Here is a 14,861-nt window from a genome sequence, read left to right on the forward strand (position 1 = left end):
TCCCTGCAATCAATCATTTTCTTTATTAATCTTTATCTTTGAACGTTTTAGCCAAAAAAACCATACCGGCGTCATCCCGACTTAACTAGAATATATTGTGATGATTCATATTACAGCAGTGCTCGATTTTGATCTTCTTCACTTCTTAAAAAAGACAAATTAAAAAACCCGTTTCCGGGCTTTTCTGCTGACACATATTATTCTATCACTATTATACCTTATTTTCGAATCTCTTATTCAATAACTAAGCGAATTAATTCGGAAATGCCCAAATCGACCACTGTAAAGAATAAAGCCATAAACAATACAGTCGTTACTACCACGATTGTATATTTGGTAAGCTCCTTGCGTTTCGGCCAGCTTACTTTTTGCATTTCCCGAGCTACTCCGCTGAAAAATTCGGTAAAACGTTTCATGAATGTATCCTCCAAGCATTAGAAGCTTCTGTCAATCTATTTATAAAACGGTTATTTCGTTTCTTTATGAATCGAGTGTGAATTGCACGTACTGCAAAATTTCTTGATTTCCAGTCGTTCGCCGCTTGTCGATTGTTTGCTCTCATAACTATAATTCCTTGAACTGCAATCCGTGCAGGCAAGAACTATTTTTTTTCGCATTAGATACACCTATCCTATCTACTATATCCATAAAACCTTATCACGACTGTTTTTTATTGTCAATATCAAAGCGGGTTTAGACCATTATGGACACCGGGAACCAAAACATCGGTTTACTTAACTTCCATTAAAAAAATCTTAGTGAATAATAAACTTCCATGTGGAGAAGGGACAGATGAAATTAAGCGGAAAAAGCGGAGGGATTATAAACTGATTTCCCTTACTTCCAGATAGCGCTCGAGCTTTCTTTTCACCCGCTGAAGGGCGTTGTCGATTGACTTAACATGCCGGTTCAACTCTTCCGAAATTTCTTGGTAGGTTTGTCCATCCAGGTAAAGAGCTAACACTTTTCTCTCAAGATCACTCAGGAGCTCGGCCATCTTTAATTCGATATCGTCAAACTCTTCTTGGTTGATGATCAGTTCTTCCGGGTCCAAAACTTTCGTACCCGATATAATATCCATTAGAGTTCGGTCCGATTCCTCATCATAAATGGGCTTGTCCAGGGAAACATAGGAATTGAGCGGAATATGTTTTTGACGTGTTGCTGTTTTGATAGCTGTGATGATCTGCCTTGTAATGCATAGTTCTGCAAATGCTTTAAAAGAAGATAACTTATCCCCTTTAAAATCACGGACGGCTTTATATAAACCAATCATACCTTCTTGCACGATGTCTTCCTTATCGGCACCAATCAAGAAATAAGTCCTTGCCTTCGCTCTTACAAAATTACGATACTTTTGGATCAAATAATCCAGCGCTTCACTGTCTCCAGTGTGCACTAACCCTATCAATTCATCATCCTCAAACTGCAGATACTTTTCGTTCAGCTTCATTCCGAATTTGAGACCCACATTATATCCCCCTGACCTGACTCAGATAGAAATATTATACAGCAGGTAAATTTTACCCGTCAATGGTTCAAATTTTACCTCGGCGCCATTTTTCGAAAATTTCTGCCACTTCTTCACTTAAAGGAATTTTAGCCACGGGTCTTATCGTCGTTGTTTTTCTTACATCTTTCTTGATTTCGCCTTGAATTTCTTCCACTTCAATAAGCAGTTCACGAGCAGATTTCCTTAGGGCCCCTTGGCCAAAGATCACCCACTGTTCCGTGAAGTCGGAAGTTGCCACTTGAATTTGCGTTTTGACATTATTCAGTTCAATGGCCATCTTTTCTATTCTTTCATCCGCAGTTTCATTTTCTTTTGTAAAAATTACATCAACCTTGTGATTTTTGAATATCCGGGCAATTCCCTGAACATATTGAGCGTCAAATACGACAATTACACGGTATCCGGTAAATGCTTGATATTCCGCCATCATTTCTATCAACCGGTCCCTTGCAGCAGCAAGATCCCGTTCTTTTAATTCTCTCAGTTCCGGCCAAGCTCCAATAATGTTATAACCGTCCACCAACAGAATATTCATTGCATCATTGCCCTAGGGGATTTCTTTTTCTATAAACCTCATACATCAATAAACCGGCTGCTACCGATGCATTTAACGAAGTCACTTGTCCTGCCATAGGGAGACGGATTAGAAAATCACATTTATCCTTCATTAACCGGGCCATTCCTTTTCCTTCGCTTCCGATAACAAGTCCGATAGGCATCTTTCCGTCCATGTTACGGTAATCATCGCTGCCCTTCGCATCGGTACCGACTATCCATACCCCTCGCTCTTTCAACTCTTCCACTGCTCTTGCCAAATTTGTAACGCGGGCTACCGGAATATATTCAATTGCACCCGTCGAAGCTTTTGCCACTGTTGCCGTCAAGCCCACCGCTCTTCTTTTTGGAATGATGATTCCATGGGCCCCGACTGCATCAGCCGTCCTCATGATCGAACCTAAATTATGCGGATCTTCTACTTCATCAAGGATCATGAAAAATGGTGCTTCGTCCCGTTCAGCCGCTTTTGCGAATAAGTCATCCAACTCCACATATTCATATGCAGCCACTTGTGCGATAACGCCTTGATGGATGCCTTCTGCCATTTGGTCAATTTTTTTCTTCGGTACGATTTGCACGAATACCTTTTTTTCCTTCGCCAGACCGATGAGTGGTTGCATCGAGCCTTTTTGCGAGCCCTCAGCTATCCAAATTTTATTAATATCCCGTTCGGAGCGAAGTGCTTCCAATACGGGGTTTCTGCCAATGATATATTCTTCGCTCATGGGTTACTCCCCTTTTCTTCTTCAATGTATTCAATGGATTTTTTGATGAGTTCTTCCATTCTATCTATTCGACCGGATAAATACAAAAATCCCATAAGTGCCTCGAAGGCTGTACTGTAGCGATATGTTTGCACATCTGTATTCTTCGGTACCGTACCGGATTTTGCATTTCGGCCACGCCGGACGACAGCGGATTCCTCTTCCGATAACCAATCTGACTCCAGGAAAAAGTGGATGATTTTATTTTGCGCTTTGGCAGCTACAAAAGATGTAGCTTTTTTGTGAAGTAGATTGGGCTTGACCGCTCCTTTTTGAATGAGGTGATGCCGTATATACGTTTCGTATACAGCATCACCTATATATGCTAAAGCAAGACTGTTCAGCATTTTTGCATCTACCTTACTATCGTAATGAAGCATTAATTACCCTCTTTTCCATCTTGTACCTTGAGGGGTATCCTCTAATATGATATTCATGTTTTTCAAGCGATCACGAATTTCATCAGATAACCCAAAATTGCGGTCTTTCCGCGCTTGAATTCTCTGCTGTATCAGCCCTTCAATTTCTTCATCCAAAAGCCCCTCTTCTTCAAGGGACAAACCAAGGACAGAAAATAAGGTGTTGAATTTATCAAGGAAAGCATCAATCACTTTCTTGTCTGTGTTTTTCTCCATCAAATAATAATTTGCCTGTTTGGAAAGTTCAAAGAGCATGGATATTGCATTTGCTGTGTTGAAATCATCATCCATTTCCTTAATGAATTGTTCATGTAAATCATTCAGCTTCTCCAACCAAACATCATCATTCTCAGTCAATCCGTCACTTACTTGAAGGCGATGCTTTAAGTTTTGATATGATGTCCTTAAGCGATCAAGGGATGCTTTTACATTTTCAAGCACTTCTTCACTATAATTGATGGGATGACGGTAATGTACCGATAACATAAAGAAGCGTAACACTTGTGGATCATGCTTCTGAATGATGTCATGCACAAGGACGAAATTGCCTAAGGACTTAGACATTTTTTCATTCTCAATATTTATATACCCGTTATGCATCCAATAATTCGCAAAGGTCTTACCCGTCAATGCTTCGGATTGTGCAATCTCATTTTCATGATGCGGGAAAGCCAGATCTTGACCTCCTGCATGAATATCGATTGTATCGCCCAAATACTTTTTGACCATTGCGGAGCATTCGATATGCCAGCCAGGACGCCCCTTGCCCCATGGGCTCTCCCAAGATATTTCATCATCCTTGGCCGTTTTCCAAAGGGCAAAATCTAGGGCATCTTGTTTTTTCTCCCCTATTTCAATACGTGCACCCACTCGAAGCTCATCGATGGACTGATGTGAAAGTTTTCCATACCCCTCAAACTTACGAGTCCGGTAATACACATCCCCTTCAGATTCATAAGCGAATCCTTTTTCAATCAATGCCGAGATGAATTCAATGATTGCATCCATGTTCTCCATCACGGTTGGGTGCACATCCGCTTTTTTGCAGCCTAATGCCGACACGTCTTCAAAATAGGCCTTGATGAAACGCTCTGATATGGTAGGGACATCTTCCCCCAACTCTTTTGCCGCACGAATCAGCTTATCATCCACATCCGTAAAGTTCGAAACGAATTGGACATCATATCCACGGTAATCCAAATACCTACGAACGGTATCGAATACGATTGCCGGTCTTGCATTACCAATATGAATGTAATTATAGACAGTGGGTCCGCATACGTACATCTTCACCTTTCCCTCTTCAATCGGGACGAAGGTTTCCTTTTTTCTTGTAGCTGTGTTATATATTTTAATCGCCATATTATAAACTCCTTTCTTCCTGCTTCTGCTCAGCCAGCTTCGCTCTTAAGGTCCTGATTTCACTATCCAATTCTTTAAAGCGATCAGCGATTGGATCAGGAAGATCACAATGATTTAGGTCTTTGTTAATTTTGATACCATCTTGAATGACCACTTTGCCTGGAATGCCCACCACTGTAGAATTAGGTGGCACTTCCTTTAAAACGACCGATCCTGCACCGATTTTTGAGTTTTCCCCAACAGTGATGGAACCCAGCACTTTTGCTCCTGTAGCAATCAACACATTATCCTTTATCGTAGGATGACGTTTTCCCTTTTCCTTTCCTGTCCCCCCAAGGGTTACACCTTGAAAGACAGATACATTGTCGCCAATCTCACAAGTTTCGCCAATGACGATCCCCATGCCATGGTCAATGAAGAAACGACGGCCAATCGTCGCCCCTGGATGAATTTCAATTCCGGTAAAAAACCGACTGATTTGAGATATACTTCTTGCCAGGAAAAAGAATTTCTTCTTAAATAGTGCGTGAGCCATCCTATGACTCCAAATCGCATGTAAACCCGCGTACGTCAATATGACTTCCAAATAGCTGCGCGCCGCAGGATCTTGATCAAAAACCACTTCGATATCCTCTTTAAACATCTTTAACAAAATGATTCCCCCCTATGTTCCGTCCTTTTCCAACATCCCCTTTTGAAGCTTTTAAAGCATATAAAAAAGCGTCTCTGTCCAAATAGACAGAGACGCTTAAAGCGCGGTTCCACTCTGTTTGGAATGTACGAACCAGGTAAAGCTTTTTCCTGTTTTTTCATCCCCAACTTTAATCCCTGTAACGGAGGACATTCCGCCTGTGCCTACTATAGGTTAGTTCAGCAAAGGACTCAAGGGTGCATTTCAGAAAACGAGAGGCTTGAACCACTTTCAGCAGGTTATGGTTCTCTCTAAAAAGCTTCGTTTACTTACTTCTCCCCATCTACGCGTTCTTTTGTAAGATTATTAAATACTATATTACATTTTCGACAAATTGTTAATATAAAATACTCTGAATACGCTGTTTAATTTTTTCTTTGCCCAGTAATGAAATCGCCTTAGGTAAGTCAGGACCATGTGTTTGACCCGTTACGGCCGCCCTTATCGGCATAAATAATTTTTTCCCTTTATGACCTGTGCTTTTTTGTACGGCTTTAATCGACTTCTTGATTTCATCCGCGTTAAATTCTTCAAGCCCTTCGATCTCCTGAAGGAAAGCTTTCATGACTTCCGGTACCTGTTCTTCAGCCAGTACTTCCTTAGCTTCTTCTTCGAACACGACCTCATCCTTGAAAAACAGTTCAGATAGCTCAACTATTTCCGCTCCATAGCTCATCTGCTCTTGAAAAAGGGAAACTAGCCCATGTACCCACTCTTCTTCTTCGGCAGTCAGTGTCTCAGAAACCTTCCCGGCTTTAATTAAGTGAGGCATTGACAATTCCACTGCACGATTTCCGTCCAATTGCTTCACATATTGGTTATTCATCCATGTAAGCTTTTGTTTATCGAAAAGTGCAGGTGATTTAGACAGCCGATCAGCATCGAAAAGATTAATGAATTCTTCCTTCGTGAAAATCTCTTCTTCCCCGACCGGAGACCATCCCAGTAATGTAATGAAATTGAATAAAGCTTCTGGTACATAACCAAGCTCTTCATATTGCTCAATGAATTGAATGATCGACTCATCACGTTTACTCAGTTTCTTCCTGCTTTCGTTTACAATCAGCGTCATATGTCCGAATACCGGCGGTTCCCAGCCGAAAGCTTCATAAATCATCAATTGTTTTGGAGTATTGGAGATATGATCATCACCGCGAAGGACATGGGAAATCTTCATCAAGTGATCATCGACGGCCACTGCAAAGTTATAGGTTGGAATGCCATCCTTTTTAACGATGACAAAATCACCAAAGCCATCTGTTTCAAACGAAACCTCATCCTTAACCATATCTTTGAAAGTAAGGACCTTCCCAGCCGGAACGGCAAAGCGAATGCTCGGTTTTCTTCCTTGAGCCACTAGTTCCGCTTGCTCTTCTTCAGTTAAATGCTTGCACTTCCCTGAATATTTTGGTGTTTCATTCCGTTCGACCTGTCCTTCACGCTCTGCTTCAAGCTCCTCTTCCGTACAATAGCATTTATATGCCAAACCCTTATCTAAAAGCTCTTGATACAATTCCTGATAAAGGTCGTTCCTTTCGGATTGACGATATGGCCCGTATTCACCGCCAACATCAACACCTTCATCCCAATCCATACCAAGCCATTTCAAATATTTAAGCTGACTTTCTTCCCCGCCTTCAATATTTCTCTTTTGGTCGGTATCTTCAATACGGATGATGAATTTCCCGCCTTTATTTCGTGCGTATAAATAATTAAATAAAGCAGTCCGTGCATTACCAATATGTAAATGTCCAGTCGGACTCGGTGCATAGCGAACTCGAATATCGCTGCTCATGATATATATAGACCTCCCAGTCGTTCTATTCTATTGTATATATTATCATTTAAATACATTGGGATAAAGGCATCCACTCTAAAAACGAATTTAGTTTGATTTAACCAATAAGACCACAGCCTGTGCCGCGATTCCTTCGCTCCTGCCTGTAAATCCAAGTTTCTCGGTAGTGGTCGCCTTTACATTAATCCTGTCTATCGAGGCATCTAAAAGTTCAGCAATCCTGCCTCGCATTTCCTCAATATACGGTGCCATTTTCGGGCTTTGTGCAATGATTGTACAGTCCGCATTGCCTAGGGAATATCCTTCTTTTTTTACAATCGCCCAAATATACTGCAGCAGTTTTGCCGAATCGGCATCTTTAAATTCAGGATCGGTATCCGGAAAATGCTTACCGATATCCCCTGCACCTATTGCCCCCAAGCAGGCATCGGCAACAGTATGCAGAAGGACATCCGCATCCGAATGCCCTAGCAAACCTTTCTCATACGGAATCGTAATCCCGCCAATAATCAAAGGTCTGCCCTCCACAAGCTGATGAACGTCATATCCTTGTCCTATTCTAAACATATCATTCTCCCCAATCATCGTTTTCCATGTTGTTTATGTAAAATCGCTTCTGCAAAATATAGGTCTTCCTGAGTCGTAATTTTAATATTATCATAATTGCCCTCAATAATAACTACCTGTTCATTGATCCGCTCTAGCAAACTTGCATCATCCGTCCCTAAAAACGCTTCCGCTTCTGCCTGTTCATATGCCCTTTTTAATATGGATACACGAAAAGCTTGTGGAGTTTGTACCGCCCACAAGCTTGATCGTTCCACTGTTTCCACTACCTTTTTGTTTGCCGCTTTTTTAATCGTATCCTTAACGGGCACTGCAATTACGGCACCTCCATGAAGGGAGGCGGCAGTAGTCAATTCACTGATTTGCCCAAGATTGATAAAAGGGCGGGCACCGTCGTGGACCAGGATGATTTCTTCTCCTGCATGTTGCAGTCCATTATGAACGCTTTGTTGACGCTCCTTGCCTCCCATGACCAGTTTCTTGACCTTTTTAAGCCCATACGCCGCTATCAATTGACTGAAATAATCCTTTTCTGCCGGGTTTATCGAAAGGATAATCCCCCGACAGTCAGGATCTTCTTCGAAGACACGCAGTGTATAAACAATAATCGGGATACCCGATAGTTCAATAAAAAGTTTATTCTTGCCCGCCTTCATTCTTTTGCCTTGTCCAGCTGCAGGTATCACTACTTCATAAAACATAACGGTTTCTCCTACTCTTCTTTATAATGCTTTTTCTAATAGTTTCGGTTTAGCGAATATCATACGGCCTGCAGAGGTTTGCAAAACACTTGTGACAAGTACATCGATGCGTTTCCCGATATGGTCACGGCCACCCTCGACAACGATCATCGTGCCATCGTCTAAATAAGCGATGCCCTGGTTCTGCTCTTTCCCGTCCTTGATGACCTGAACATTCATCTCTTCCCCAGGAAGTACAACAGGTTTAACCGCATTGGCCAGGTCATTGATATTAAGGACCGCCACATTTTGAAACTCGCATACTTTGTTTAAATTGAAATCATTGGTAACGACCATTCCGCCCGATATTTTGGCAAGCTTCACCAGTTTACTGTCCACTTCCTGAATGTCTTCAAAATCCCCTTCGTACATCTCCACTTTAATCGGAAGGTCTTTTTGAATCCGATTCAAGATATCCAAACCACGTCTTCCACGATTCCTTTTCAATGCATCAGATGAATCGGCAATGTGCTGCAGTTCGTTTAATACGAATTGAGGAATGACTATGGTACCCTCGAGAAAGCCTGTCTGACAGATATCCGCAATTCTACCGTCAATGATGACGCTTGTATCGAGAATCTTCAACCGCTTGCTATACCCCTCTTCATCTTCTTCGCTTGCTTCTCCGTCTGCATTCTTTTTCTTATTGCTTTTCGTGAATAAATTCAATAGTTCATCACGTTTTTTAAAGCCCACCTGGAAACCAAGATAACCAAATAAAAGCGTAAGGATGATAGGAACCACTGTATTTAAAATAGGAACCTTGATGGCACTAAAGGCGGAACCAACCAAGAACGCCGCAAGCAGTCCCACTAAAAGACCGACGCTGCCAAAGATTATATCCGTACTTGGTATCTTTACAAGCTGTTCCTCCAGCCACTTCATAAAATAGATCACATGATCTACAGCCCAAAAAGTAATAAGATAAAAGATAATGGCACCCAACAGTACACTTACATAAGGATTGTTTATTAAAGCAATATCGTCTGCATGTAATACAATTAATAATTCTGGAATAAGCAACATACCAAGTGTTCCGCCGACTATTAAGAAGCATGCTTGTATAATGCGTTTTAACATCCCTTTCACCTCCCTCTACTCATTATTGACCAATAAAATAAAATGAAACCTTCGAAAATTCGTTTTCATTATATACGTTAAACTCACTTAAGGAATTAGTGGATTTACAAATATGAATTCTTATCTTTTTCGTAATATTAGCCTAGCACCCTGAGTTTTGAGTGTCAAAAATAAACACCAATCAATTTCAAGCTAATTCAGGAAAATTCTGAAGGTCAGCTGCACCTTACATCCTTCTATTTGTGACCAGCTGATTTTTTAAAATGCGGAGTCCTTCTTTGATTTTATTGGCCCGGACTTCGCCTATACCCTCCACATCGTCAAGGTTTTCAACGGAAGCTTTATTGACTTCACTAAAGCTTCCGAACTGTTTCACTAAATTTTCGATGATCAAACCCGGTAAGCGTGGGATTTTATGAAGAATACGGTAACCACGGGGATGTACTGACTCATCAAGATGTATGTATCCATGATAGCCCAGCACCTTAAGAAGTATGCTTTCATCCAGTTTTTCCTGCATGGCCAACTCTTGAAGCCTAAAAATGATTTCCTCAGGATTTTCATCATTACTGGAGGTATAATCCTTGATAAGCCATTTTCCTTCCGTTTCAATATCTGCCAGGATTTCATTCATTTGCAAACGGATCAATCTTCCTTCCGTACCAAGCTCATTAAGGTACGTTAGTAGCTCCGCCTTGATTCTGAGCACCATTACATAACGGTGAAATACCTGCAAAAGGTCGGCATAGGTCACGATTTCCTCAAACTCCAGCGCACCTAAAACCGATATGCTCTGCTGCAGGACCACCTTGTATTTTTCCAGGGTCTGGATGGCTAAATTAGCCTTAGCAAGTATGACTCCTATATCTTTAAGGGCATACCGGAAATTGCCTTGATATAAAGTGATGACATTCCGGCGCTGTGAGATTGCGACGACCAACGACTTGGTCTCCCTTGCCACACGCTCCGCTGTCCTATGCCGCATTCCCGTTTCAGTGGAAGGGGTACTATTATCCGGCACTAATTGGGCATTTGCAAAAATGATCTTATCGGCAGTTTCATTTAAAATGATGGCCCCGTCCATCTTCGCCAACTCATATAATGTGCTGGGGGTACAGCTGCAGTTGATTTCGAAGCCGCCATCCACGATCGTTCGCACCTTCTCGTTATATCCGACGACTATCAAACCACCTGTATTTGCCCTCAGGACATTTTCAATACCCTCCCGAAGCGGGGTACCTGGAGCCACAATTTGCAGGATTTCCAATTTTGTTTTCTCAAACCCTTTTTTATCTGTCATACTTAACCCCCTAACGTTTGTTTAAGAGCCTCCGCAACCGATGAAACGCCAACGATCTTAATACCTTTCGGCGCGGTCCATCCCCCTATATTATTAGCCGGTATTATAACCCGCTCAAACCCTAACTTCGCCGCTTCCTGCACCCTTTGTTCAATTCGTGAAACCCTTCTTACTTCCCCAGTAAGCCCCACTTCACCAATGATGCAATCTGCAGGGTTTGTTGGTTTATCACGGAAGCTTGATGCAATGCTTATTGCAACAGCCAGGTCAATTGCCGGTTCATCCAGCTTGACGCCACCAGCAACCTTTAAATACGCATCTTGGTTTTGGAGCAGCAATCCCACCCTCTTTTCCAGAACAGCCATTAAAAGCGAAACTCGATTGTGGTCAATTCCCGTGGCCATTCGTCTTGGATTGCCAAAACTCGTAGGTGAAATCAATGCTTGAATTTCCACAAGCACTGGCCTTGTGCCCTCCATGGATGCGACGACTGTGGAGCCCGAAGCTCCTTGCGACCGTTCTTCAAGGAAAATTTCCGATGGGTTCGCAACCTCTTCCAAACCATGCTCCTTCATTTCAAAAATACCCATCTCATTCGTCGAACCAAAGCGATTTTTGACCGCACGTATAATTCGATATGTATGGTGTCTTTCTCCTTCAAAATATAATACGGTGTCAACCATGTGCTCAAGCAGCCGTGGCCCCGCAATGGCCCCTTCCTTTGTAACGTGTCCGACGATAAAAATCGCGATCCCGTTCGTTTTAGCAATGCGCATGAGTGAGGCTGTGCATTCCCTCACTTGTGAAACGCTTCCCGGGGCAGAGGTAACCTCAGAATGGTATACCGTTTGAATGGAGTCAATAATGACCAAATCCGGTTTTACCTCTGTAATTGCCTGTTGGATATAGTCCATATCGGTTTCAGCATAAACGAATAGATTTTCCGACATGGTCCCAAGCCGGTCCGCTCTCAATTTGGTCTGCTTGACTGATTCTTCACCTGATATATAAAGCACTTTTTTCTGTTTATGCGCCAATTGGGATGATACCTGTAAAAGCAGGGTGGACTTACCGATACCCGGGTCCCCACCGATCAATACAAGTGATCCCTGTACGATCCCGCCCCCAAGAGCACGATTCAATTCCATTAAATCCGTCTTAATCCGTGGTTCTTTTTCTGATTGAATAGTCGTTATGGGTGCTGCCTTCTCCCGTTCCCCGGAACTTCTAACCTCTGAATGGGTAAAAGCGCCTTTTCTAGCTGGTTTAACGATTTCGGTTTCCTCGACCATTTTGTTCCATTCACCGCATCCTGGGCATTTCCCCATCCATTTCGCGGACTCATAACCACAAGACTGACACATAAATTTTGTTTTCTTCTTTACAGCCATAAATTACTCCTCTTCCTTTGGAAAAAATATCTATATTAAGGATATTATATCTCTGTTTTATTTAAACCTTCTTAAGGCTAAGTTTTTTTAAAAAAATATTCACCCTGCCGGTCCCATTTATACTCCTATCTACCTATGGATAAAAAACAGAGGTACACTGCAAAAGAATCTGCGTGTACCTCGAAGTTTAGAATCAGGTTATTCACTTACATTAACAGGCTCGCCTTGTCGGATTGCAAACTCATTATTCACGACATCCATTACGACCGTTTGCCCTTTTTTCACGTTGCCCTTAAGCAACTCTTCGGATAGATAATCTTCCACATGCTTCTGAAGCGCCCTGCGGATTGGCCGTGCCCCATATTCCGGATCAAAACCTTCCGTAGCAATTTTATCTCTAGCCGCATCTGTCAGCTCCAAATATATCTCCTGTTCTTTCAAACGGGTAGTAAGCTGATTTGACATTAATGTAACGATTTGTTTCAAATGATCCTTCTCTAATGAGTGGAACACGATTGTTTCATCAATACGATTCAGGAATTCCGGACGGAATGCACGTTTGAGTTCTTCCATCACTTTCCCTTTCATATTTTTATAGTCCTGGCCAGTATCCTGGATGTTAAAGCCGACATACTTATCAGTTTTCAAGGCCGACGCCCCTACATTCGATGTCATGATCAGAATCGTATTCCTGAAATCGACAGTGCGCCCCTTGGAATCTGTCAGTCTTCCGTCTTCCAATACTTGAAGAAGAATATTGAAGACATCCGGATGCGCCTTTTCTATTTCATCTAGCAGAACGACGGAGTATGGTTTCCTCCGCACTTTTTCCGTTAACTGACCGCCTTCTTCGTATCCAACATATCCTGGTGGGGATCCAACAAGACGTGAAGTCGAATGTTTCTCCATATATTCGGACATATCGATGCGGATCATGGCATCCTCATCACCAAAAATGGATTCAGCTAAAGCACGGGCTAGCTCGGTTTTACCGACTCCTGTAGGTCCTAAGAAGATGAATGAACCAATTGGACGTTTAGGATCTTTCAAACCTGCCCTTGCACGTCGTACTGCTTTAGAAACAGCAATGACGGCCTCTTCCTGCCCAATAACACGATCATGGAGAATTGACTCCATATTAAGCAGTTTGTCTGACTCTGTTTGCGCCAATTTAGTGACTGGCACTCCCGTCCAGCTGGATACGACGTGTGCAATGTCATCCACAGTCACTTCACTGTTCTCCTGGCCTTGTTTTTCTTTCCAAGTTTTTTTCGTTTCTTCCAATTGTTCTCTTAAGCGTTGTTCTGTATCGCGAAGCGATGCAGCCTTTTCAAATTCCTGACTCTGAACGGAAGCATCCTTTTCCTTACGAACATCATCTAGCTTCACTTCAAGTTCCTTTAAATTAGGTGGCGTTGTGTATGAGCGCAGCCTAACCTTGGAACCAGCTTCATCAATCAAGTCAATCGCTTTATCCGGTAAAAAGCGATCGGAAATATAACGGTCGGATAATTTGACTGCAGCATCAATCGCTTCGTCAGTAATCGATACGCGGTGATGCGCTTCATAACGGTCACGCAGCCCCTTGAGAATTTGGATGGATTCCAAAATAGTCGGCTCATCGACTTGGATTGGCTGGAAACGACGTTCAAGCGCAGCATCCTTTTCAATATACTTACGGTACTCATCCAAAGTTGTTGCACCGATACATTGTAATTCACCACGTGCCAATGATGGTTTAAGGATATTGGAGGCATCAATGGCACCTTCTGCACCACCTGCACCAATCAATGTATGCAATTCATCGATGAATAGAATGATATTACCCGCCTGACGTATTTCATCCATAACTTTCTTTAATCGGTCCTCAAATTCACCACGGTATTTAGTACCAGCCACAACAGTACCCATATCAAGTGTCATTACGCGTTTATCACGTAAAATTTCAGGTACCTCATTATTGATAATCTGTTGGGCAAGCCCTTCAGCAATGGCTGTTTTACCTACCCCAGGTTCACCGATTAATACTGGGTTATTTTTTGTACGACGACTTAATACCTCAATGACACGCTGTATTTCCTTACTTCTTCCGATAACGGGATCCAAGCTTCCTTCCCTGGCAATCGCCGTTAAATCACGGGCTAGGCCATCCAGTGTCGGTGTGCTTGCATTTGAAGCGGCTGAACCCTGATGACCACCTGATTCATTACTGCCCAAAAGCTGTAATACTTGTTGTCGAGCTTTATTTAAACTTACTCCCAGATTATTCAATACACGTGCAGCTACACCTTCACCTTCTCGTATAAGACCTAGAAGAACATGCTCTGTCCCAACATATGAGTGACCTAATTTTCTTGCCTCATCCATGGAAAGCTCAATCACTTTCTTGGCTCTTGGGGTATAATGTATCGTTTGAGCCGTATCCTGTCCGCGGCCAATTAGATTTTCCACTTCTTTCTGAATCTTTTCCGGACCTAATCCAAGAGCATATAACGCTTTGGCTGCAATACCATCACCTTCTCGGACCAGGCCCAGTAAAATATGTTCCGTGCCAATATTATTATGACCTAAACGGATTGCCTCTTCTTGGGCTAATGCTAATACTTTCTGGGCTCTTTCAGTAAAACGACCAAACATCATAGGGAATTCCTCCTTAAGAATTTTCGTTTTGAATAAAG

At 42.3% G+C, this 14,861-nt stretch carries 15 protein-coding genes and 1 other annotated feature; all 15 genes read right to left on the reverse strand.

Annotated features, from left to right (window positions below):
- Positions 1-233: 233 nt before the first annotated feature.
- The 15 genes from secE to clpC all read right to left on the reverse strand — a co-directional run bounded on the left by secE (position 234) and on the right by clpC (position 14,823).
- Positions 234-416 carry a preprotein translocase subunit SecE gene (gene secE, locus QFZ73_RS10675; RefSeq protein ID WP_214751063.1) on the reverse strand — a complete coding sequence of 61 codons (183 nt, stop codon included), beginning with the start codon at positions 414-416 and terminating at the stop codon, positions 234-236.
- Between the two features lie 51 nt (positions 417-467).
- Positions 468-617 (reverse strand): 50S ribosomal protein L33, encoded by a 150-nt coding sequence (gene rpmG, locus QFZ73_RS10680; protein WP_251436461.1) that lies wholly within the window; start codon positions 615-617, stop codon positions 468-470.
- A 203-nt stretch (positions 618-820) separates the two neighbouring features.
- Positions 821-1,453 carry an RNA polymerase sporulation sigma factor SigH gene (gene sigH, locus QFZ73_RS10685; protein ID WP_094246690.1) on the reverse strand — a complete coding sequence of 211 codons (633 nt, stop codon included), beginning with the start codon at positions 1,451-1,453 and terminating at the stop codon, positions 821-823.
- Positions 1,454-1,538: 85 nt separating this feature from the next.
- Complete coding sequence (locus tag QFZ73_RS10690; protein ID WP_251436463.1) at positions 1,539-2,048, reverse strand: NYN domain-containing protein; 510 nt, start codon at positions 2,046-2,048, stop codon at positions 1,539-1,541.
- Between the two features lie 4 nt (positions 2,049-2,052).
- Positions 2,053-2,796 (reverse strand): 23S rRNA (guanosine(2251)-2'-O)-methyltransferase RlmB, encoded by a 744-nt coding sequence (rlmB, locus tag QFZ73_RS10695; protein ID WP_063235788.1) that lies wholly within the window; start codon positions 2,794-2,796, stop codon positions 2,053-2,055.
- Positions 2,793-3,215: a Mini-ribonuclease 3 gene (locus QFZ73_RS10700; protein ID WP_251436465.1), complete on the reverse strand. Its 423-nt coding sequence runs from the start codon at positions 3,213-3,215 to the stop codon at positions 2,793-2,795. The genes rlmB and QFZ73_RS10700 overlap by 4 nt, the downstream gene beginning before the upstream one ends.
- Positions 3,216-3,218: 3 nt before the next feature.
- A complete protein-coding gene (gene cysS / locus QFZ73_RS10705) occupies positions 3,219-4,616 on the reverse strand; it encodes a cysteine--tRNA ligase (RefSeq protein WP_251436467.1) in 1,398 nt (465 codons plus the stop codon).
- Between the two features lies 1 nt (position 4,617).
- Entirely contained in the window at positions 4,618-5,268 is a 651-nt protein-coding gene (gene cysE / locus QFZ73_RS10710) for a serine O-acetyltransferase (RefSeq protein ID WP_251436469.1), read from the reverse strand.
- A gap of 85 nt (positions 5,269-5,353) precedes the next feature.
- Positions 5,354-5,602 (reverse strand) — a binding site (T-box leader).
- Between the two features lie 42 nt (positions 5,603-5,644).
- On the reverse strand, positions 5,645-7,102 hold the full coding sequence (gene gltX / locus QFZ73_RS10715) for a glutamate--tRNA ligase (protein WP_251436471.1): 1,458 nt from the start codon (positions 7,100-7,102) through the stop codon (positions 5,645-5,647).
- A 90-nt stretch (positions 7,103-7,192) separates the two neighbouring features.
- On the reverse strand, positions 7,193-7,672 hold the full coding sequence (gene ispF / locus QFZ73_RS10720) for a 2-C-methyl-D-erythritol 2,4-cyclodiphosphate synthase (protein ID WP_134784433.1): 480 nt from the start codon (positions 7,670-7,672) through the stop codon (positions 7,193-7,195).
- A 14-nt stretch (positions 7,673-7,686) separates the two neighbouring features.
- Positions 7,687-8,373 (reverse strand): 2-C-methyl-D-erythritol 4-phosphate cytidylyltransferase, encoded by a 687-nt coding sequence (gene ispD, locus QFZ73_RS10725; RefSeq protein WP_063235782.1) that lies wholly within the window; start codon positions 8,371-8,373, stop codon positions 7,687-7,689.
- A 21-nt stretch (positions 8,374-8,394) separates the two neighbouring features.
- The gene (locus QFZ73_RS10730) at positions 8,395-9,492 is read right to left on the reverse strand and encodes a PIN/TRAM domain-containing protein (RefSeq protein ID WP_251436472.1); all 1,098 of its coding nucleotides are present in this window, start codon (positions 9,490-9,492) and stop codon (positions 8,395-8,397) included.
- A 226-nt stretch (positions 9,493-9,718) separates the two neighbouring features.
- On the reverse strand, positions 9,719-10,792 hold the full coding sequence (disA, locus tag QFZ73_RS10735; protein ID WP_251436474.1) for a DNA integrity scanning diadenylate cyclase DisA: 1,074 nt from the start codon (positions 10,790-10,792) through the stop codon (positions 9,719-9,721).
- Positions 10,793-10,794: 2 nt separating this feature from the next.
- Complete coding sequence (radA, locus tag QFZ73_RS10740; RefSeq protein ID WP_251436475.1) at positions 10,795-12,183, reverse strand: DNA repair protein RadA; 1,389 nt, start codon at positions 12,181-12,183, stop codon at positions 10,795-10,797.
- Positions 12,184-12,381: 198 nt separating this feature from the next.
- Positions 12,382-14,823, reverse strand: coding sequence for an ATP-dependent protease ATP-binding subunit ClpC (clpC, locus tag QFZ73_RS10745; protein WP_307265928.1), 2,442 nt, complete (start codon positions 14,821-14,823; stop codon positions 12,382-12,384).
- Between the last annotated feature and the right edge of the window lie 38 nt (positions 14,824-14,861).

Source organism: Peribacillus sp. V2I11 (assembly GCF_030817135.1).
In the GTDB taxonomy this organism is placed as follows: Bacteria; Bacillota; Bacilli; order Bacillales; family DSM-1321; genus Peribacillus; species Peribacillus simplex.

Coding starts and splice junctions, on each gene's coding strand:
- QFZ73_RS10730 (WP_251436472.1), bottom strand. CDS start 9,492: ATGTTAAAACGCATTATACAAGCATGCTTCTTAATAGTCGGCGGAACA.
- sigH (WP_094246690.1), bottom strand. CDS start 1,453: ATGAAGCTGAACGAAAAGTATCTGCAGTTTGAGGATGATGAATTGATA.
- rpmG (WP_251436461.1), bottom strand. CDS start 617: ATGCGAAAAAAAATAGTTCTTGCCTGCACGGATTGCAGTTCAAGGAAT.
- cysS (WP_251436467.1), bottom strand. CDS start 4,616: ATGGCGATTAAAATATATAACACAGCTACAAGAAAAAAGGAAACCTTC.
- clpC (WP_307265928.1), bottom strand. CDS start 14,823: ATGATGTTTGGTCGTTTTACTGAAAGAGCCCAGAAAGTATTAGCATTA.
- radA (WP_251436475.1), bottom strand. CDS start 12,183: ATGGCTGTAAAGAAGAAAACAAAATTTATGTGTCAGTCTTGTGGTTAT.
- ispF (WP_134784433.1), bottom strand. CDS start 7,672: ATGTTTAGAATAGGACAAGGATATGACGTTCATCAGCTTGTGGAGGGC.
- gltX (WP_251436471.1), bottom strand. CDS start 7,102: ATGAGCAGCGATATTCGAGTTCGCTATGCACCGAGTCCGACTGGACAT.
- rlmB (WP_063235788.1), bottom strand. CDS start 2,796: ATGAGCGAAGAATATATCATTGGCAGAAACCCCGTATTGGAAGCACTT.
- QFZ73_RS10690 (WP_251436463.1), bottom strand. CDS start 2,048: ATGAATATTCTGTTGGTGGACGGTTATAACATTATTGGAGCTTGGCCG.
- ispD (WP_063235782.1), bottom strand. CDS start 8,373: ATGTTTTATGAAGTAGTGATACCTGCAGCTGGACAAGGCAAAAGAATG.
- QFZ73_RS10700 (WP_251436465.1), bottom strand. CDS start 3,215: ATGCTTCATTACGATAGTAAGGTAGATGCAAAAATGCTGAACAGTCTT.
- disA (WP_251436474.1), bottom strand. CDS start 10,792: ATGACAGATAAAAAAGGGTTTGAGAAAACAAAATTGGAAATCCTGCAA.
- secE (WP_214751063.1), bottom strand. CDS start 416: ATGAAACGTTTTACCGAATTTTTCAGCGGAGTAGCTCGGGAAATGCAA.